This window comes from Bacillus sp. EU55 (genome assembly GCF_038005925.1).
Classification (GTDB): Bacteria; Bacillota; Bacilli; order Bacillales; family Bacillaceae; genus Bacillus; species Bacillus velezensis.
In genome coordinates, this window is the sequence record NZ_JBBOUE010000001.1 from 4,066,034 (window position 1) to 4,085,371 (window position 19,338).

Annotated in this window: 20 protein-coding genes, 2 pseudogenes and 1 riboswitch; of the genes and pseudogenes, 4 read left to right on the forward strand and 18 right to left on the reverse strand. The window is 44.2% G+C overall.

Annotation, left to right across the window (positions count from 1 at the left end; genetic code table 11):
* The first annotated feature begins 4 nt into the window (after window positions 1-4).
* On the forward strand, window positions 5-1,141 hold the full coding sequence (locus tag NYE50_RS20770; protein WP_159353599.1) for a 5-methyltetrahydropteroyltriglutamate--homocysteine S-methyltransferase: 1,137 nt from the start codon (window positions 5-7) through the stop codon (window positions 1,139-1,141).
* Window positions 1,142-1,175: 34 nt separating this feature from the next.
* Here NYE50_RS20770 and NYE50_RS20775 read toward each other — a convergent pair whose 3' ends face one another.
* A complete protein-coding gene (locus tag NYE50_RS20775; RefSeq protein WP_224988559.1) occupies window positions 1,176-2,057 on the reverse strand; it encodes a methyltransferase domain-containing protein in 882 nt (293 codons plus the stop codon).
* Window positions 2,058-2,418: 361 nt separating this feature from the next.
* Window positions 2,419-2,519, forward strand: a riboswitch (purine riboswitch).
* Between the two features lie 135 nt (window positions 2,520-2,654).
* On the opposite strand from NYE50_RS20775, the gene NYE50_RS20780 reads away from it, so the two are divergent.
* A complete protein-coding gene (locus NYE50_RS20780) occupies window positions 2,655-3,848 on the forward strand; it encodes a NupC/NupG family nucleoside CNT transporter (RefSeq protein WP_014419242.1) in 1,194 nt (397 codons plus the stop codon).
* Window positions 3,849-3,895: 47 nt separating this feature from the next.
* On the opposite strand, the gene NYE50_RS20785 is transcribed toward NYE50_RS20780, so the two are convergent.
* From NYE50_RS20785 to NYE50_RS20795, 3 genes are all read right to left on the reverse strand, one after another.
* Window positions 3,896-4,570, reverse strand: coding sequence for a DUF3298 and DUF4163 domain-containing protein (locus tag NYE50_RS20785; protein ID WP_159353601.1), 675 nt, complete (start codon window positions 4,568-4,570; stop codon window positions 3,896-3,898).
* 140 nt (window positions 4,571-4,710) lie between these two features.
* The gene (locus NYE50_RS20790) at window positions 4,711-4,959 is read right to left on the reverse strand and encodes a hypothetical protein (protein ID WP_046341506.1); all 249 of its coding nucleotides are present in this window, start codon (window positions 4,957-4,959) and stop codon (window positions 4,711-4,713) included.
* A 320-nt stretch (window positions 4,960-5,279) separates the two neighbouring features.
* The gene (locus tag NYE50_RS20795; RefSeq protein ID WP_015418529.1) at window positions 5,280-7,331 is read right to left on the reverse strand and encodes a catalase; all 2,052 of its coding nucleotides are present in this window, start codon (window positions 7,329-7,331) and stop codon (window positions 5,280-5,282) included.
* A gap of 200 nt (window positions 7,332-7,531) precedes the next feature.
* Here NYE50_RS20795 and citH point away from each other — a divergent pair, with 200 nt between their 5' ends.
* A complete protein-coding gene (gene citH, locus NYE50_RS20800; protein WP_025285499.1) occupies window positions 7,532-8,812 on the forward strand; it encodes a citrate transporter CitH in 1,281 nt (426 codons plus the stop codon).
* A 41-nt stretch (window positions 8,813-8,853) separates the two neighbouring features.
* Here citH and bglS read toward each other — a convergent pair whose 3' ends face one another.
* Together bglS and licT are read right to left on the reverse strand one after the other, a co-directional pair.
* Entirely contained in the window at window positions 8,854-9,585 is a 732-nt protein-coding gene (bglS, locus tag NYE50_RS20805; RefSeq protein ID WP_007407782.1) for a beta-glucanase, read from the reverse strand.
* Between the two features lie 230 nt (window positions 9,586-9,815).
* Window positions 9,816-10,644 (reverse strand): annotated as a pseudogene (licT, locus tag NYE50_RS20810) (BglG family transcription antiterminator LicT).
* Between the two features lie 171 nt (window positions 10,645-10,815).
* Between licT and NYE50_RS20815 the strand changes: the two are divergent.
* Window positions 10,816-12,066, forward strand: coding sequence for an MFS transporter (locus tag NYE50_RS20815; RefSeq protein ID WP_224988562.1), 1,251 nt, complete (start codon window positions 10,816-10,818; stop codon window positions 12,064-12,066).
* A gap of 31 nt (window positions 12,067-12,097) precedes the next feature.
* Here the strand turns inward: NYE50_RS20815 and NYE50_RS20820 are convergent, their stop codons facing one another.
* The 12 genes and pseudogenes from NYE50_RS20820 to NYE50_RS20875 form a co-directional block, all read right to left on the reverse strand.
* Window positions 12,098-13,537 carry a DEAD/DEAH box helicase gene (locus NYE50_RS20820; RefSeq protein ID WP_072177492.1) on the reverse strand — a complete coding sequence of 480 codons (1,440 nt, stop codon included), beginning with the start codon at window positions 13,535-13,537 and terminating at the stop codon, window positions 12,098-12,100.
* 54 nt (window positions 13,538-13,591) lie between these two features.
* A complete protein-coding gene (locus NYE50_RS20825; RefSeq protein WP_159353603.1) occupies window positions 13,592-13,966 on the reverse strand; it encodes a hypothetical protein in 375 nt (124 codons plus the stop codon).
* A 55-nt stretch (window positions 13,967-14,021) separates the two neighbouring features.
* Window positions 14,022-14,272: pseudogene (locus tag NYE50_RS20830) on the reverse strand (DNA-binding protein).
* Window positions 14,269-14,649 (reverse strand): YxiJ family protein, encoded by a 381-nt coding sequence (locus NYE50_RS20835; RefSeq protein ID WP_159353604.1) that lies wholly within the window; start codon window positions 14,647-14,649, stop codon window positions 14,269-14,271. Before NYE50_RS20835 ends, NYE50_RS20830 begins: the two are co-directional and overlap by 4 nt.
* Window positions 14,643-14,804 (reverse strand): hypothetical protein, encoded by a 162-nt coding sequence (locus NYE50_RS20840; protein ID WP_172869695.1) that lies wholly within the window; start codon window positions 14,802-14,804, stop codon window positions 14,643-14,645. Before NYE50_RS20840 ends, NYE50_RS20835 begins: the two co-directional genes overlap by 7 nt.
* Window positions 14,805-14,899: 95 nt before the next feature.
* Window positions 14,900-15,727 (reverse strand): hypothetical protein, encoded by an 828-nt coding sequence (locus NYE50_RS20845; RefSeq protein ID WP_224988557.1) that lies wholly within the window; start codon window positions 15,725-15,727, stop codon window positions 14,900-14,902.
* Between the two features lie 42 nt (window positions 15,728-15,769).
* Window positions 15,770-16,249, reverse strand: a complete 480-nt coding sequence (locus NYE50_RS20850; RefSeq protein WP_060562347.1) for a hypothetical protein — start codon at window positions 16,247-16,249, stop codon at window positions 15,770-15,772.
* A 67-nt stretch (window positions 16,250-16,316) separates the two neighbouring features.
* On the reverse strand, window positions 16,317-16,724 hold the full coding sequence (locus NYE50_RS20855; protein WP_060562346.1) for a YxiG family protein: 408 nt from the start codon (window positions 16,722-16,724) through the stop codon (window positions 16,317-16,319).
* Window positions 16,725-16,727: 3 nt separating this feature from the next.
* Window positions 16,728-17,138 (reverse strand): WapI family immunity protein, encoded by a 411-nt coding sequence (locus NYE50_RS20860; RefSeq protein ID WP_032869335.1) that lies wholly within the window; start codon window positions 17,136-17,138, stop codon window positions 16,728-16,730.
* A gap of 207 nt (window positions 17,139-17,345) precedes the next feature.
* Window positions 17,346-17,783, reverse strand: a complete 438-nt coding sequence (locus NYE50_RS20865) for a hypothetical protein (protein WP_159353606.1) — start codon at window positions 17,781-17,783, stop codon at window positions 17,346-17,348.
* Window positions 17,784-18,009: 226 nt separating this feature from the next.
* Window positions 18,010-18,453: a hypothetical protein gene (locus NYE50_RS20870; protein WP_172869664.1), complete on the reverse strand. Its 444-nt coding sequence runs from the start codon at window positions 18,451-18,453 to the stop codon at window positions 18,010-18,012.
* A 98-nt stretch (window positions 18,454-18,551) separates the two neighbouring features.
* Window positions 18,552-19,310 carry an Imm26 family immunity protein gene (locus tag NYE50_RS20875; RefSeq protein WP_060562343.1) on the reverse strand — a complete coding sequence of 253 codons (759 nt, stop codon included), beginning with the start codon at window positions 19,308-19,310 and terminating at the stop codon, window positions 18,552-18,554.
* Window positions 19,311-19,338: the final 28 nt, after the last annotated feature.

A 19,338-nucleotide genomic window follows, 5' to 3' on the forward strand; every position in this document is an offset into this window, starting at 1 on the left:
GTTCATGTCACAGCAAAACACAGAACAACCATTGCATACGCTTCTAAGAAAAAACCCGCCGTTTCGCGCGGATCAGGTCGGAAGCCTGCTGCGGCCGGCGGCTGTGAAGCAAGCCCGCCTGCAAAGAGCGGCGGGTGAGATTTCGGCAGAACAGCTGCGCGAAATCGAAAACAGAGAAATCATCCGCAGTGTGGAAAAGCAGAAAGAAACCGGCCTCAATGTCGTGACTGACGGCGAATTCCGCCGTGCCTGGTGGCATTTTGATTTTCTCGAAAACTTAGACGGCGTCGAAGCATTTACGCCTGAAAGCGGCATTCAGTTTCACAACGTACAGACGAAAGCGCGCGGCATTAAAGTAACGGGAGATATTGATTTTTCTCAGCATCCGATGCTCGAAGATTATAAATTCCTGCACAGCATTGCCGGCGATGCTGTTCCGAAAATGACCATCCCAAGTCCGAATATGCTGTTTTTTCGCGGAAAATTGGAAAAAGCGTCCTACCAGAATGATTACAAACAATTTCAGCACGATGTGTCAAAGGCGTATAAAAAAGCGATTCAAGCTTTCTATGACGCCGGGTGCCGCTACCTTCAGCTCGATGACACCGCATGGGCCGTTTTCTTATCAGTAGCGGGGCTTCGTCAGATTGAAGCTTTCGGCACAACGCCGGATGAGCTGCGCAAGCTGTTTGCCGCTTCCATTAATGACGCCATCGAGGACCGCCCTGACGATCTGAAGGTTACGATGCATATCTGCCGCGGCAACTTCCAATCCACATGGACGGCTGAAGGCGGCTATGATGCAGCGGCTGAAACGATTTTTGACGGGCTTGATCTTGACGGATTGTTCCTGGAATATGATGATTCCCGCTCCGGCGGCTTTGAACCGCTCCGCTATGTCAAACGCTCTGATCTTCAGCTTGTGCTTGGATTGATTACGTCGAAACATGGCGAACTTGAAGACAAGGACGCGATTAAACGCCGGATTGAAGAAGCTTCACAATATGTCAGCCTGGACCAGCTTTGCCTCAGCCCGCAATGCGGATTCGCCTCCACTGAGGAAGGAAACCTGATCACAGAAGAACAGCAATGGGCGAAACTGCGCCATGTCGTCAACATTGCCGGTGAAGTCTGGAAATAAAAAAAAGACACGCGATTAGCGTGTCTTTTCCGTTTTACAGCGGATCGGTTCCGATTAAAATATCGATATCTATCGTGACAGCAGCCTCTTTCCGGCTGATAAACCGCCGGATGCTGTCATCAGTACATTTCCATGTTAAGGGCGTCATTTTCACAAGCCGCTCGAGGTCAGGCTGCGCTAAGGTCTTTGTGTAACACAGCCGTTTGCGCTCAAAGGTTTGAAAGCCCGCTTGGAATCGTCCGGCCGCAGAATCGCCGGTGTCATTCCGCCGAGGGCTGTCTCCGAAGAAGAATTCCCTTACTTCCTTCAAATAATCACGCCGCGGCACCGCTTTAATGACTGTGCCGCCCTTTCGTAAAAGCCTGCTGCATTCCTTGTAATTCCAAGGCGATAAAACAGACATCACGACATCAAAACAACTGTCGGCAAACGGCGCATCCGCCACATCAGCGACGGCAAAAACCATATGATTCCCGAAGGCCTTTGCGGCATGCAGCACACCTTCTTTCGAGAGATCAATGCCGATTCCCGTCACGGAAAAAGCAGGCTGAAGCAATTTGCATACGGCGGCTAAATGAGACCCTTCTCCGCACCCCGCATCCAATATCGCCGCTGATGTTTGCGGAGATTGAATATGTGTGATGATGGCAGCAATCTCCTTTTGAACCGGCGCAAAAAATTCCCGACTGTCAAAAAGCTCGCGTCTCGCTTCGAACAGCTGCCTGTCATAGCGGGTTTTGACCGATTTATTGAGGAAATTCACATATCCTTGTTTTGATATATCAAATGTATGCCCCTGTCCGCAAATCAAGCTTCGGTATTGTGAGATCGCCATGGCCGACCGGCATAGCGGACACCTGAACACGGACTGGCATGATTGCAGTAATTCCGCGCGTTTTCTTTTTATAGACGTCAAAAAAACACCTCATTCATTCGTTATTCCGATGAAATGAAAAAGGCATAGACAAATAAACCTTGCCGAATTGGAAGGTTTAACCTATTCATCTATACCTCTCATTATCTGTAACGAATGAACTGGATGATCACGAAAATGACCCCTTTTCTGCCGTCTTTTGAAGGCTGTGCCCTCAGATCCATTTTATCAGCTGCATCCCGTCTTTACAATGAACCGGAACGGTTTTCAGGGTTTTTTATACCTTTATTATCCAATTACTTATGCACATCCTTTATTTTCTTTATTTATAATAAAAATTTATTATTTTGAAAATATCTAAAAAGGTTGATTTTCAAAAATTGAAACGATAAAATACTGCTATCTCATGTAATATCGTTATTCTTGTATATGATCAGTAATATGGTCTGATTGTTTCTACCTAGTGCCGTAAAAGACTAGACTACAAGAAAGTTTGCATAAATTTGAACGAGTGAAAAGCATATGACGCTGTCTATTCTTTTCTTTTGGCTCTTATTTATCACACTTTCTGGCTTTCAGGAATTTGTGACGAATAAGAGCTTTTTTTATTTCCATAATACCCTTATAGGAGTTGCTCACATGTACTTTTTATTGAACATTGTCGGTCTCATTGTTGTCATGGCTGTTGTTTTCTTATGCTCTCCCAACAAGAAGAAGATTAAATGGCGTCCGATTGTCATGCTCCTCGTCTTTGAGTTTCTGATTACTTGGTTTATGTTAGGGACAAAAGTCGGCGGCTTTGTCATCGGGAAGATCGGCGCGTTCTTTACATGGCTGATTTCCTGCGCCAGTCAAGGGATTGCGTTCGCTTTTCCGTCTGTTATGGCCAATCCGACGGTTGATTTTTTCTTCAGCGCATTGCTGCCGATTATCTTCGTCGTGACCTTCTTTGATATGCTGTCGTATTTCGGTATTCTGCCGTGGCTCATTGATAAAATCGGCTGGCTGATTTCTAAAATATCCCGTCTGCCGAAGCTGGAGAGCTTTTTCTCCATCCAGATGATGTTTTTAGGAAATACGGAAGCTTTAGCCGTCATCCGCCAGCAGCTTGCCGCCGTCAGCAACAATCGGCTTCTGACATTCGGGCTGATGAGCATGAGCAGCATCAGCGGCTCGATCATCGGATCGTACTTGACGATGGTTCCGTCCACTTATGTGTTTACAGCCATCCCGCTGAATTGCTTAAACGCCCTTTTAATCGCCAATATGCTGAATCCCGTGGACGTTTCTAAAGAGGATGATATTATTTACGTTCCTTCAAAAGCGGAGAAAAAAGACTTCTTCTCCACGATTTCTAACAGTATGCTTGTCGGCATGAACATGGTCATTGTCATTTTAGCGATGGTGATCGGATATGTGGCGTTAACGGCCGCGTTAAACGGCGTACTCGGACTGTTCATGCACGGTTTGACCATTCAAAAGATTTTCTCATACATCTTCAGTCCGTTTGCCTTCCTTCTCGGATTAGGCGGACATGACGCGATGTATGTCGCACAGCTGATGGGCATCAAGCTCGCGACAAATGAATTTGTGGCAATGGCCGATCTGAAAGGGCAGCTGAATTCACTTCCGCCGCACACGATTGCCGTGGCTACGACATTCCTGACATCATTCGCAAACTTCAGCACCATAGGTATGATCTACGGATCTTATCAATCTCTGCTTGATGGTGAAAAATCAGCCATCATCGGAAAAAACGTCTGGAAGCTGCTTGTCAGCGGAATTGCCGTTTCCTTATTGAGCGCGGCGATTGTCGGATTGTTTGTCTGGTAAAAGAAAAAAAGCGATACCGCTCCGTTTTGGAGTGATATCGCTTTTTTTTATTGATAGACGGATGCAGGTACGAAAACGTCCCGGATTCCTGCCGCGTACGGTCCGAGATCATATTGTCCGAACACAACGGCAATGCCGTTTTTCGTAAAGAAGAAAGGTCTTTCGTTATTCAGGATGATCTCCTGTTTTTTAACGTCCTGGTCAAACAGATCGTCATGTTTCTTGATGTAGCCGTAAAGATAGTCTCTCGTTTTGTTAGCTTTCGTTTTTGTATTCAGCACATTATCGAGTGTGACCCGTTTTTTTGCGGCCAGGTCGTAATTAAAGGTCTGAACGGATGTCAGCCCGTGTGCGCCGCCTGTGTAACTGTAGTCTTCCGTCTGAATGCTGAGCTTGCCGTCTTGATTATACTTCACCTTGAAATCTGCCTGGTATTCCGCTTTGTAGCCTTGTTTCTCACCGTCTTTTTTGTTTTTTACATATTCTTTGTACGAGTTTTCAATATAGCGTTTGAAGTCCTGATTGATTTTCTTTTCAAAAGATGCGTTTCCCGTATTTGTGACCTCGGGGTATGTCAGCTGCTTTACATGCTTATACGTATGGCTTTTGACAACGGGCTTTGCGGTTTGCGCGGCTTCGGCTGAAGGCGCGAAACCTCCGAACGGCGCGGCTGTCAGCACGGTTAAGAGCACAGCCGCCATCATTTTGAATGCCTTTTTCATCACAACTCCTCCTTTTCATTACCGTTCCCTTTTTGAAAACGGATTACACTCTATAGACAGCGCAGATCAGCAAATTGTTTCTGGGCCTTCTTTCACATTTTCTCCATGAAAAAAAGAGACATGGAAAATCCACGCCTCTTTTACCGTGAAGGTCTTTGCGCAATGGCTTCATAAACGGCTTCCGCCAAATCGGAGTTGCCGAACATCTCCAAAACGCCGATAACGGTTTGATCAGGAATCGGTTCTGATTCCTCCTTCGGCACGACAAGTTCTTCAGCCGTTTTTCGCAGCTCTTCGTTTAAAGGCTGTCCGGGGTAAGCCTTGCTGTAAATGGCCATCGGATCAAGGTCATGATTGACGCACCATTGGGCAAACACCAAAATCATCATGTTTTCGTCACGCCGGTAATATTCTTCGAGTTGTTTTTCGGTAAACGGCTTCACTATTATTCGCTCCTCCAGAAAATCTACCCCTAAGATACACAAACAAAGAGCGGAAGTAAACCAAAGATCATTTCACCAGCAGTCAGAACCCTTTAAATAATGCAATGCCCTGACTCTCTAAAACTGTTGTCTGAATGTCCCGGACAGCGGAAGGTACGGATTTGCACGGAAGCCATTTTCGTTTTCTCCAAATATTAATGCTTCGTTCAGATATTTCACTTTCACAAGAAAAAAGCGCCCCCCTCATAAAAGGCGCTTTTTCATTCTTATATGTTTCTGTCCCAATGCCGATGCTCAGCCACGGCGTTCAGAAATTGTTCATGGTTTCCGTCCGGAACAAGGCCGGGGCCGTTTTCGGTTCCGGCGGCGAGGGCGAGAAGTTCTTTTCCTTCACCGGAGGCGCCGATCGCTTTGTAATGGCTGAAAGCTTCGCTGACGAAGTCTCTGGCCGATTTTTGGGCTTTGAGGCTGTCTGTGCTTTGTTTTCCGCCCGGAATGAAAACAGCGTCGTACAGGACGGAATCCGCTGTCAGGAAAGTGGCTGACGCTTTCAGCTCCGTACCGTTTTCTCCCTTGACGGTTCCCAGCGCGGGGCTGATGATATCGGCTCTGACTCCCGCCTGTTTGCATGCGTCAAGCACTTGTTTGACTTTCTCATCAGAAAACCCGTGATCGGTTAACACCGCGACCTGCCTTGTCGCTGCCGTCTTCACCGTGTTTTCCTGGCTTAAGGCCGGGGAAGTGAACGTTTCATCAGATTCACGGTCCTTCGGCGGCGGGTTCACGCCGATTCCTTTCGCAACACGCTCGGCAAGCCCGGCGTCGACGTGACTGAAGACATCCACCACCTGCTGCTGCACATCCTTGCTGTTCACTTTTCCGACTTCAAAACAGAACGCGGAGATGATATGTTCTTTCTCGGCGGGAGACATGCTGTTCCAAAACATCTTCGCCTGAGAAAAATAGTCATTGAAGCTCTCGCTGCGCTGGCGGATTTTTCTGCCTTCTACTTTTTCCTGGTAATGAACGTATCCGCCTTCTTCTTCTGAGGCCGGCGACGGATCATTGTTCTGCAGGGAATTTTTATGATAGGCGACGGGGCCCTTATTAATCGTCATCCGGTGGTAGCCGTCGTATTGGTTGTTATGGAACGGGCAGACCGGCCGGTTGATCGGAATCTCGTGAAAATTCGGCCCGCCAAGACGGATGAGCTGTGTATCTGTATAAGAGAAAAGCCGTCCCTGCAGAAGCGGATCATTGGTGAAATCAATGCCCGGCACGACATTTCCCGGGTGAAAGGCGACCTGTTCCGTTTCCGCAAAGACATTGTCCTGATTGCGGTCAAGGGTCATTTTTCCGATCAGCTTGACGGGAACCAACTCCTCCGGCCACAGCTTCGTCGGATCAAGGATATCGAAATCAAACTTAAATTCATCTTCTTCGTCAATCATCTGAACACCGAGCTCATACTCGACTTTGCCGCCGTTTTCAATCGTTTCCCACAGGTCACGGCGGTTGAAATCGGGATCTTTCCCGGCAATTTTCTGCGCTTCATCCCATACGAGGGAATGAACGCCGAGCACGGGCTTCCAGTGGAATTTTACAAAGCGCGCTTTTCCTTTCTCGTTGATGAAACGGAACGTATGCACGCCGAAGCCCTCCATCATCCGATAGCTTCGCGGGATGCCGCGGTCAGACATCGTCCACATGACCATGTGAGCCGACTCAGGGTTATTAGCGACAAAATCCCAGAACGTATCATGAGCCGTCGCAGCCTGCGGCATTTCATTGTGCGGTTCCGGTTTTATGGCGTGAACGAGATCCGGGAATTTGATCGCGTCCTGAATGAAGAACACCGGAATATTGTTTCCGACGAGGTCATAGTTCCCTTCTTCAGTATAAAACTTCGTCGCAAATCCCCTGGCGTCACGGACGGTGTCGGCTGACCCCTTGGAGCCCGCCACTGTTGAGAAACGGACGAAAACAGGCGTTTTGACGGACGGGTCCTGCAAAAATTTCGCCCGTGTATATTCCGTCATCGGTTCGTACACCTGAAAATGCCCATGAACGCCGTACCCGCGCGCATGAACGACCCGTTCCGGAATCCGCTCGTGGTCAAAGTGCGTCATTTTTTCACGAAAATGAAAATCCTCCATCAGCGTGGGGCCGCGGACGCCCGCTTTTAAAGAATGTTCATCCTCAGACACGCGAAGCCCCTGATTGGTCGTCATTTTTTTGCCGCTGTTATCAGACCGGTACTGCTCCAGCTGTTCGTCCTTTGAGTGTTCATTTACTCGTTTATTTTGATCATCACTCATGTCAGTTCCCCCTTTTAAAACGAAACATTCTACAGCACATTTACCCGCGGCGTTCTTCATATAAACTGCTGATCCGCTCATTAGGATTTTAGGTCTGTATTTACATATGCGGTCATACACATTTTGAAATAAGCCATTTTTACAGAAAGAAGTTGTGAAAGCGCTTACCTAAATAGCTGTTAAACAGGGGAGGTCATATCGTGCTTGCCATACTCGGTTTTGTGATGATGATTGTCTTTATGTATCTTATTATGTCTAATCGGCTTTCCGCTCTTATTGCTTTGATTGTCGTTCCTGTTGTGTTTGCCCTGATCAGCGGATTTGGCAAAGATCTCGGCGAGATGATGATTCAAGGCGTTACAGACCTCGCTCCTACCGGGATTATGCTGTTATTCGCCATCCTGTATTTCGGCATTATGATTGACTCAGGTCTGTTTGATCCCCTCATTGCCAAAATTTTATCGCTTGTCAAAGGGGATCCGTTAAAAATCGCCATCGGCACAGCAGTTCTGACGATGACCATTTCGCTGGACGGAGATGGGACAACAACGTATATGATTACGATTGCGGCAATGCTGCCCCTTTACAAACGGCTCGGCATGAACCGTTTGGTGCTGGCGGGAATTGCAATGCTCGGCTCAGGGGTCATGAATATTATTCCGTGGGGCGGGCCGACGGCGAGGGTTTTGGCTTCCTTGAAATTGGACACGTCGGAAGTCTTTACGCCGCTGATTCCCGCTATGATTGCCGGCGTTCTCTGGGTGATCGCCGTTGCTTATCTCCTCGGAAAAAAAGAACGGAAGCGGCTCGGTGTCATTTCAATTGAACACGCGCCGTCTTCTGATCCGGAGGCGGCGCCGCTGAAGCGTCCCGCTCTCCAGTGGTTCAACCTGCTGCTCACTGTCGCCCTGATGGCCGCGCTGATCACCAGCCTGCTGCCAATCCCTGTTCTTTTTATGATCGCGTTCGCCATCGCCTTGATGATCAACTATCCAAATGTCAAAGAGCAGCAGAAACGGATTTCAGCGCATGCGGGTAATGCGTTAAACGTTGTCTCAATGGTGTTTGCGGCAGGCATATTCACAGGCATTCTCTCCGGCACAAAAATGGTGGATGCGATGGCGCATTCTCTCGTTTCCCTCATCCCTGATGCCATGGGCCCGCATCTGCCGTTGATCACTGCGATTGCCAGCATGCCTTTCACCTTTTTCATGTCAAATGACGCCTTTTACTTCGGTGTGCTTCCCATCATCGCCGAAGCCGCTTCCGCTTACGGAATAGACGCCGCTGAAATCGGAAGAGCCTCCTTGCTGGGCCAGCCGGTGCATCTGCTCAGCCCGCTTGTGCCATCCACCTATCTATTGGTCGGAATGGCGGGCGTCAGCTTTGGCGATCATCAAAAATTCACTATTAAATGGGCCGTGGGGACAACGATTGTGATGACGATTGCGGCGCTTTTAATTGGGATTATTTCGTTTTAATTAAAAAAGGATTTCCGCCAGCGGAAATCCTTTTCTGTACATTATTTTTTTGTATAGCGCACCCAGTCATAATGAGCGTATAGCGGATTTACACCATTGTAGGAACCGAGCCAGTCATCGACACCTATCCCATTCCACAAGTTCATCATGATCTTTCCCGGGTTTGTCGGGATTTGGCTTGTCGCAGTATGTTTTAATTGCCCATCGACATACCATTTAATAGAGTTTGGCTGCCAATCGAACGCATACGTATGATAGGCATTGGCCGCGTCAAATCCGAGATCCGCAACCTTCTCATGGTTTCCCGCACCATTTGTATAATAGTTAAATTGAACCTTTGTCGTGTCTTTTCCTAAAAATTCGATATCAATCTCATCCCAAGGAGTGCCATCCGTTGGACCTGTATAAGTGAAGAACGATGAAACGATCCCTGTGTTTTTAGCCGGTTTCATTCTGACTTCATAAAGTCCATAGCCATAGGTTTGAACGGAGCGGTTCTCCCCGCAGTCAAACTTGTTATAAGACGGGCTTGTCAGCGCCAAACGCATTTCACCTGATGACGTCATGGATACATTATTTGCACGCCACGTGCAGTTGAACATATCTCCATTGGAGTAACCATTTGCTTTTTGCCATAATCCGGAGTTATAGCTGTTAAAAGGTTCAAAAAACGATCCGCCTGTTTGAGCTGATGCAGTAGAAGTGATCGCACACAAACTCAAAAACAATCCAGTGACAAGAAGCAGCAGCACTCGTTTCATACGATAAAACATGTCGGCATTCCCCTTTCTTTGAAAGCGATTTCTTTATCGATCATACATGATTCTGTTAAAAGGGGACATCGGTCAGAATAATGATAATAATGAATCTTAAAAAACCTAAATTACCATCAGCACAAACAGAAATCAGCGCTCATTGTAATTTAGGTTTTGCCTGCTTATCAGTAACAATCCTAACAAGATCATATGTGAATGAAGAAAAAATGCCAACGCTTTCATTATGCTTATTTGACTACCCTTTCTATGTGAATCGTTAAATACAGCAGCTCGTCACTGGTGAGCTTGTGTTCATACGCCCTCTCAATGCATGTTTGGATTTTCTTCGTGCATTCATACGCCCGATGGTACTTTTCTTTCACTGTCTTCAGCAAAAAATCGTCCTGGCTTTCCATATGTGTGCCGTTAAAAAGACGCTGCGCGAAAAACTTTAAGTGGGTGACAAACCGATAATAGTGAAGTGATTCCTCGTTGAAGTCAATCTTAAAATGGTATTTTACGATACTCAAAATCTCTTGCATGACTTTTGTAATGTTGATGATATTGGGCATCTCTTCATTCAGCTCGGCATTGACAATATGCAGCGCAATAAAGCCTGCTTCATCCTCCGGCAGAGACACGCCAGTCTTGTTTTTTACCATGGCCAACGCTTGTTTGCCGATTGCAAATTCGTCTTTTGTACAGCCGTTTCGTTTCCCACAGTAAGGCATTTTTGATATCCAGCCCTTTCTTATTGCGCTGGATCGCAAAGTTAATATGGTCGGTCAGCGACACATAGATGCTGTCATTGAGCTTTTTTCCGAGCTGTAATTTCGCATAGCTGATAATCTCTTCGGATACTTCCATACATTCGATCGGGATATCATACAAAAGGGTTTTGAACTTTTCGGATACATCTTTGTTATCGAGCGTGAACACTTTCTCAATGCGGGCTTCATCTACCGTGTCTCCCGTTTTCTTTTGAAAAGCAATGCCCCGGCCCATGATGACCAATTCCTGATTGCCTTCTTTGAGCACACTGACGACATTATTATTAATGACTTTCGCAATCTTCAATTCTGTCTCCCTCCCGCCTGACCATTTACCTGCTACACCTTGATTGTACATTCTTTTTGAACTAGGTCAATATCTCCATGTCAATCAGAAAACGCCGTTCAGAAATCTTTGTCCAACGATGCGGATGAGGCGCATATAATGCAGAGAACCGGTTTTTGGGAAGGAGCGTGTGTGATGAAACGGTTTTCGAAAGAAGAAAGCAGCTGGATGCTGTATGATTGGGCCAATTCAGCTTATTCGGTCATTATTATGACGGCGGTGTTCCCCTTGTTTTTTAAAGCCGCGGCAGCGGAAAACGGTGTCAGCGCGGCTGATTCTACCGCTTATTTGGGCTATACGATTGCCGCCGCAACTTTTATTTTGGCGATGCTCGGCCCCGTCTTAGGAACGATTGCCGACTACAAAGGATGCAAGAAACGGTTTTTTGCCTTCTTTCTTCTGATCGGTGTGGCGGGCACAGCCGCGCTGGCTTTGATTCCCGGCGAATCTTGGATGCTGTTATTAATTTGTTATACGATTTCCACGATCGGCTTTGCCGGGTCTAATGTGTTTTATGATGCGTTTCTCGTTGATGTGGCCGCAAAGGAGCGGATGAATATGGTGTCCGCCAGGGGATTTGGACTGGGCTATATTGGCAGCACGATCCCTTTTCTCCTCAGCATTGCCGTCATTCTTTCAGCACAAGCGGAGGTGATTCCGCTGTCCGCCCAGGCTGCCGGCCGCATTGCCTTTTTGATTACGGCGGCATGGTGGGGGCTGTTTTCGATCCCGCTCCTTCTCCGCGTCCGCCAGCGCTATTATATCGAGAGGGAGCCGCGGCTTGTACTCAGCAGTTTTATACGGCTGGCCGGCACGCTGAAGCAGATCAGGAAGCACCGGGCGCTGTTTTTGTTTCTGCTCGCCTATTTCTTCTACATCGACGGGGTCGGCACCATCATTACGATGTCCACGTCATACGGGGCTGACCTCGGCATCAGCGCGGCAAATCTGCTGATTGTTTTATTTGTCACACAGGTCGTCGCCGCGCCTTTTTCGATTTTGTACGGACGGCTGGCCGAACGGTTTAAAGGAAAAACGATGCTTTATGCCGGAATCGGCGTGTATATGATTGTCTGCACGTATGCTTATTTTATGGATTCCGCTTTTGACTTCTGGATTTTGGCTATGCTTGTCGCCACTTCCCAAGGAGGTATTCAGGCGCTGAGCCGCTCTTACTTTGCAAAGCTTGTCCCCAAACAGAACGCCAATGAGTTTTTCGGCTTTTATAATATCTTCGGCAAGTTCGCTTCGATTATCGGCCCGCTTTTGATTGCCGTCACCGCCCAGCTGACCGGAAATTCGTCAGCCGCCGTGTTCAGCCTGATCATTTTGTTTGTAATCGGGATTGGCATTCTTGCGTTCGTCCCCGAGGAGACGGCGTAAAAAAAGCCTGCGCGCGGCAGGCTTTCTTTTTTTATTTCTTGGCTTTATGGACTTTCAGTTTTTTGCCTTTGACCGTTGTATTTTTCATGATGTCAAGAACGTGCGGGCCTTTGCCGTTCAGAATTTCGACGTACGATGCGTTGTCCAGAATCGTGATAATCCCGATATCATCGGCTGAAACGCCGTCGATTTTCGCAATCGTTCCGACAAAATCGACCGCTCTGAGTTTTTTCTTTTTCCCGCCGTTAAAGTACAGCTTCATGATGTCTTTGTTTAACTGTTCGCTTTTGTCTGTTTTGACATCGGGGCGGGCGTTCAATTTTTCCGCAAAAGCTGCTTTCCGTTCCGCTGTTTCTTTTTCTGACGGTGCCTCCCGCTTCTGGATGCGGAAACCGATATATGTCTCAATGTCATTCAGAAACCGCGATTCAGACGGCGTCACAAACGTAACGGCCCGTCCGCGGTGTCCGGCGCGGCCCGTTCTGCCGGTGCGGTGCACATAGCTTTCTTTTTCAAGCGGAATATCATAATTGATGACGAGGCTGATGTTTTCAATATCAATTCCTCTGGCGGCAACGTCGGTCGCAATGAGATAGCGGAACTCGCCGCGCTTGAATTCATTCATGACGTCAAAGCGGTCTTCCTGCACCATTCCGCCGTGAATTTTATCGCAAGGGTAGCCCAGCCTGTCCAGCTCATCGGTTAACTGGATGACTCTTTCTTTTGTCCGGCAGAATATGATGCAGCTGTCCGGGTTTTCGGTGATCAGGACATCACGCAGCAAAGATGTTTTGTCCTCTTCTTCTGTTCTGGTGACAAAATGCTCAATGTCTTTTGTCGTCAGGCCTTCCGCTTTTACTTCAATCAATTCAGGGTCTTTCATATATGTGCGTCTCAGCTTCTCGACGTCATCCGGCAGCGTCGCTGAAAACAGCATGGTGACTCTGTTTTTCGGCAGATGCTGAATGATGGCTTCCACCTGTTCAATAAATCCCATATTCAGCATTTCATCCGCTTCGTCAATCACCACATACGCCAGCCGTTCAAGCGGCAGCGTCCCTTTTTCTATATGATCAAGCACACGCCCCGGCGTTCCGGCAACGACGTGGCTTTTTTGCTTCAGTTCGGTTTTCTGTTTGTCAAAAGAAGCTTTTCCGAAAACCGCCGTGGCTTTTATCCGTTTGAAACGGCCGATATTCGTGATATCTTCTTTAATCTGCGCCGCAAGCTCGCGGGTCGGCGTTAAAATCAGCGCCTGCGGTTTGTTTTCCTCCCATTCCGCAAGCTCACAGATCGGAATGCCGAAAGCCGCGGTTTTGCCGCTGCCCGTCTGCGATTTGACGACGAGGTCTTTTTTTTGCAGCGCGGCGGGGATGACGCGCCGCTGCACTTCAGTCGGCTCGGTGTATTGCAAGCCATTCAGCGCCCGTCGGATCTCGGGGCTGATCGCATATTCATTAAACTCATTCATGACTAAACTCCTTCTCTGTCCGGCTCCCCTCATTATACGCGAAATGCCGCCGCTTTACCCTGACGTTTTGCCGGGCCATTCGGGGGACTGCTTTTTCTTCATGTCAAGCACGACCCATTTGGCGCAATAAAAGCTCATGCTTCCTTCTCCGTCATCGACATAGTAGCGGATCGATTCCCAGCCGCCGTCGACCGGGCTGATATCCAGATGGATGTCGGTGATGCTTTCAAGATCATCCAGCCGGGCAGCCCTCACACCCTCAAAACGCAGCACGGCATCATGCTGTCCATCAGTCAGCTTCAGCTCAAACACCGGGATTTTATCATAATACTCGTTATACCCGGTATAGAACGTAAACTCCGTCAATTCAAAACAACCCGGCGAATCCGGCCCCAGCAGAACTGCTTTCTCATGTTTGTGCCACTCCATTTTGTGCCTCCTTTTTTTAAGCTGAATTGGCATGTCTGACTCAAATGAATTTTTCTTACAAACCCCCATGAATTTCTTTATATGACTGCATCCAATCTTTTAATTCTTCAGATACGCATCAGGCGAATCTTTCAGATCAAACCCGCTCAAATATACGAGCATCTCCCAAACGGTTTCGTCCTCAACCGCCGGATCATCTGCAGCCACGTACTCGCACGCCCAATCCGACACTTCTTCCCTCGCCGCTTGACCGTTCAGGATCAGATCAGCCTTCTTCAGACATTCTGCTATTGTTGGTTCTTTCACGTCAGAAGCCTGCCTTTCTTGTTTAAAATGCTGACCAACAGCCCTCTCACCCGTTCATGCCGCCCGATTTCCCGGCTGAGCTCCGGATAATCCGTTAAAGCGTTTTCCAGATGCGCATATTGAGGATACAGCTCAAAAAAGGATTTATATAAGGCTTTACGCTGGCGCTTAGGCATTTGTTTATTCGCCAAAACAAAATCTAAGCTGCCGCAGACAAGCGCGAAATACTCATAAAAATCCCCCGCGCAGGCAACCCCCTCAAAGTCTTCTTCGAATCTCCCTGTATCTGAAGGCAGCGGACCCTCTAATTCTTTTTTGTATAATTTCAGGTTTCGGATGACGTCATCATTTAAAGAATATCTGTTGGATCTTAACATCTCAGAATCACTCGAATATCACCTGATTCATCGATGATCGTAAACGAAAGCCCGTCATTCTGATGCCGTCCGAGATACAGATGCCCGCAGTTATCAAAATGACAAAAACATCCTTTTACTGATTCTTCGACTATCTTATTCATTTTTATTTTCATGTCATTGCCCCTTGAGTCTTGGGTGATATTTTTATCGATCGCACTCTGTAAATTGATATACAGATGGCTGTAAAAAGCCATCTGCATAGGATTGATCAAAACTTTACCAGATATAAATCGTTATCATGAAAGATAAACATGCGGTCCTGTACGGCTCTGTACGTTGTTTTTCCTTTTCTATCAATACCGTGTATCATGACGTCAGCCTCTGATAACCCTTTGCTCTCTTCATGAAATGCAAATAGGTTATCCTCGTGATTCTGTATCAGCAGCACCCTATTTTTCGAAACGGACATCTGGTCACAATAGGAGTATTGATCGCCGTTTAGCACATATTCTGCAACAGTACGAATTCTGTCCTGTCCAATCTGATAATGCCCGATGACACAGCAATCCTCTCCCTCGAAACATACATACAAATCAGATTTGATCGATTGTACGGCATAGCATTCATGCATCATTTCTTTAAAATCGTCTTCAAAATAAAACGTTCTGTCTTCTGCATGAAAAGCAAATATCGCTTTCCCTTGAGGGTTTCTCTCATCATACATACCCTCGTCCGTTAATCCGATCCATAATAATCCATCCTCACCCAGATGAAATACATTGGCGCTTAATAGAAAAGAACAAATCGGATTGATTTTATTACTGTTTATGCAGTATGTTGCCAATTGACACGTATGATTTTCCAGATAAACGATCACGATTGTGTTATCATACGAATCAACGAGATAGAATTGGGCATCTTCAGAAAATCCGTGTAACTCTTTTTTGATTAAAAGAGAGCTGCCTTTCATAACCTCCAATATTACTTTGTGATCGTGCACCGACACAATAAATACTTGATCATCCCGACCCGCATTGAAATAAATGATGTGCTCTCTTTTATATGACCCAACCCGCTCCGCGATAAGTTCTAACATCAGCAACACTCCATAGATTAAGAATCTGGAATTTATATTAAATTAATCAATGATATATAAATTTGCTGCATCGTATTCAAACCAAATGATTTTTTCATTATTTTCAGTAGTTACATCAACCTTTTGAGTGTTCAGGTTCATGTAGGACTTATTTTTGGCAGGGTTTGCTATTATAACAACAAAATCATTGATCGATGATAAAAAATATAATTCATCTAATAAGTGATCTGCCATCAATTGTTCTTTGGTTAGGGCACATTCAATATGAATGAACTTTTTCGATACAGTATTCATATTTATCATTTTCTTTTCAACCTTCTTCTTCCGCTCTTCAATAAAAGAAGGAAATGCCATTACTTCTATAAGAACTGTTTCGAATTCTAAGTCATTCATTAATTGAGAAAAAGTATCTTTACTCACTAGATCACATGAATAAATCGAATTGTATTTAAGCGGATTAATCACATTCAGATTCCCTATAGCCCTCAATGATTCTTTTTGTAAATTTAAAGGAGTGTTCATGTTTACCTCCGTAAACGGTTTCGTTATGTAAGAAAAGAGAGGCTGGGAACCTCTCTTATTTGTTTATTTATGATTTCGGATGATACGCATAAAATGATTGGTCGTCAAAGCGAACTGTTTCAGCTTCTACAGCAATCAGCATGCTGTTCATATTTATAAGAAAATTAGCATTTGATTGATACTCCGGAATTACAGCATTTGATAGATTACCGATTCCTTCCGGGTGGTAACTCATCTCAAATACTTGCCAATTGTATTCTTCCGGATCTATTTTTTCTAATCTCATATCACCAATATCTGCACTAAAATAAACAGATGCTGCATTTTGAAAAAGAATGTTATGCGTACATTCGGCTTTATTTTCAACGACCTGAATCTTAAGTGAAAGCTCTTTTTTAAACACATGAAAGTCTAAATGAAGGACAGCGCACCCTCCGTCTATATAATCTACCCATTCATTAATTGTCTTGTACACCGTTTATCTCCCTAATAAAGTTTTGGAGTCTTTGAGATCTGATTTTAAAGTCTTCACGAAAATTTCTAGCTTTTCTTCATTACAGTTCAATTTATAGAAGGTTGTATTTGAATGATTCTCCATAAATCTAATGATAAATCTGTAATGTTCGTTTTCTTTATCAATACTTAGGATAAAAAATGGTTCAATTGTTTCTAAACGTATCCTGTCTTGATTGCCTGCTGATAATGCTTCAATATCTGATATCAGCATTTTATATTCACTTTCTAATAAAACGGCAGAGTAATCGCGGGCGATTGCTTTATTATGTTCCAACAGTTCAAACGTTGTTGAGATAAATGGATCATCCTTCGCCTCATGATACCTTCTCGGTGTTATTTCAAGTTCCAGACAACCGTCTCCGATTTTGGCCATGCTGTCTCCTCGTTCTCTACTTAATAGCTTTAATTTAGTAGTAAATGATTTGAATGACGCTCTGGAATTCAAGCTAAGTTTAAATCGATTGTCACCTTTTACTGTCTCAGTTCTAATCACCTACCCACTTATTATCTATAATTTTTTTTAAAAAGCCTGTTAACCAAAAGATGATCAACAGGCTCATCTATTTTTTATTTAATGCCATTATTTAATAATATTTTCCTTATGTCTAGATCCTATTCTGATTGTCTCGGAATCTGTTATTTCTATATGATAAAGAACATAATCCAGTAAATCTTTAATAATTGTTTTCTCTGCTAAAGGGGCTCCATTTAATATATCTTTTAACTCAACATCTTTTTCCAATAAGATTATATTTTCATGCGCAATCATTGTATTTTTGTACTCTTCTGCTGAGGTTTTTATAAATGAGATTTTTTTATTAAACAAAGTATTTGTTTTTAAGCTCGCTGAGAATATACAAGTATCACTATCTTTATTTGAAACAGAGTAAGAATACATTGCGTATTGTTTATTTTCCATATTTTTTAATATAACAAATATTAAATCATCTATTGTTCTATACTCTTTTTCAACCCAATCATAGTCATTGAGAGTTGATATTTCATAAAAATAGTACATTTAATTCTCTCCTTCTATCTTTTATACACTGTAAACCGTATGAGATAGAATAAGTTCCTTCGTCGTATTGGTAGCCTGTTAGCGGTAGCGCTTGTCTTTTACTTCGTCTCAGCGATATGTTATTCCCACGTGTTCCGTGTGTAGTTTGGTTTTTATCATATAAGATAAGAGAGGTTGGTAACCTCTCTAAATCTCTTCTCTAAAAATAACTAAAAGAAGCTATAAATTACTCTTTTAATATTTTTATTATATCTGTAGCTTCTAAAAACAATTGATTTATCTTATCTTGGATTTCTTTTGCTATTTCCTCTTCACTTTCTAAATCTGTTAAATATCCCACTTTCCCCGAAAACAACCTTCTTTCACAAATCCATATATCTAAATGGTCTATACAATAGCCATCTTCATTATGAAAGTCGGTACCATCCAAATAAGCTATAGAAAAAAATATTAATGAGTTATAACTATTCTCAAAACAATCTGAGGGCTGTACTTCGTTTCCTAATTCTTTTTCATCTCCGACTCTTCCAAAAGCAGCTTCAATTTTCAATCCCATTTTTCTAAACTTTTCTTGATTGTTTCTTATTTTGTTTAATGCGATTCGTTCAAATTGTTTTTCTATTTGTAAGATCTCTTTCTGTGCAATAGAATTCAGGTTGATTTTTTTCATATTATGTCTCGTTCAGCATTCAAAACATTTACTACTGTCAGTATCTTTACAGCGATTATCCTCTAATATTAATTGCAAGAATGTACGGAATCAGCCATTTACAATTCATTCTTTATGATTTCTTCCATTGACATTCCTTCAAAATATTTATAGAGAATAGATTCTACAGATGAATGTCCAAATATACCTAATGGGTTAGGAATGTCCTTGCCTGTTTTCTCATCTGCCTCTGCTAATTCATCTTCTGATGCAAATGAATCGCCTTCACTTATGAGATATTTACCGTCTTCATATAAAACAAATTTTAATTGAGAATGACTGTTTTTCTCTATTATCTCTTGAGGCATCTTGGATATTACTTTCCAATCTCCTTGCAGAAAACCTGTGTGCCCGGTATTAGCCGCAAATATTTTCTTATTTTCTTCTTTCATTAGACGAATGATTTCTTCTCTGCTAAGTGTATTTTCAGTGAAAATATTATAATACTGAATAAGAATGTCATCGTCTTTATTTTTTGATAGATCACCTTCAATGACCCAAGCATAAGTATACTTCCCGATCTTATCCAAAGGTATTTGAATAACAGCTCCCGGTGTTACTTTAGCTATTGGTTTCACTTTCCTGGTCGTTGGCTTTATTTCTACTATTCGCTTATCAACTAACTCCGTGAAAGAAGAATCTCCATTTGTATTCATTACGGTAACTAAAGTTGCTAAGAATTCTTCTAATATCGGTTCTCTGCCCAGATCTCTCTTATATCGTTCACAAAATTTTTCTACAGCATCAAAACATATATCTAAGCCTTCATCACTAAGTAAAACTTTCTTGTTTTTATATTCTTCTTCCCAATATCCCAATAGAACGGCCTTCTTTCTTTTCTATTTC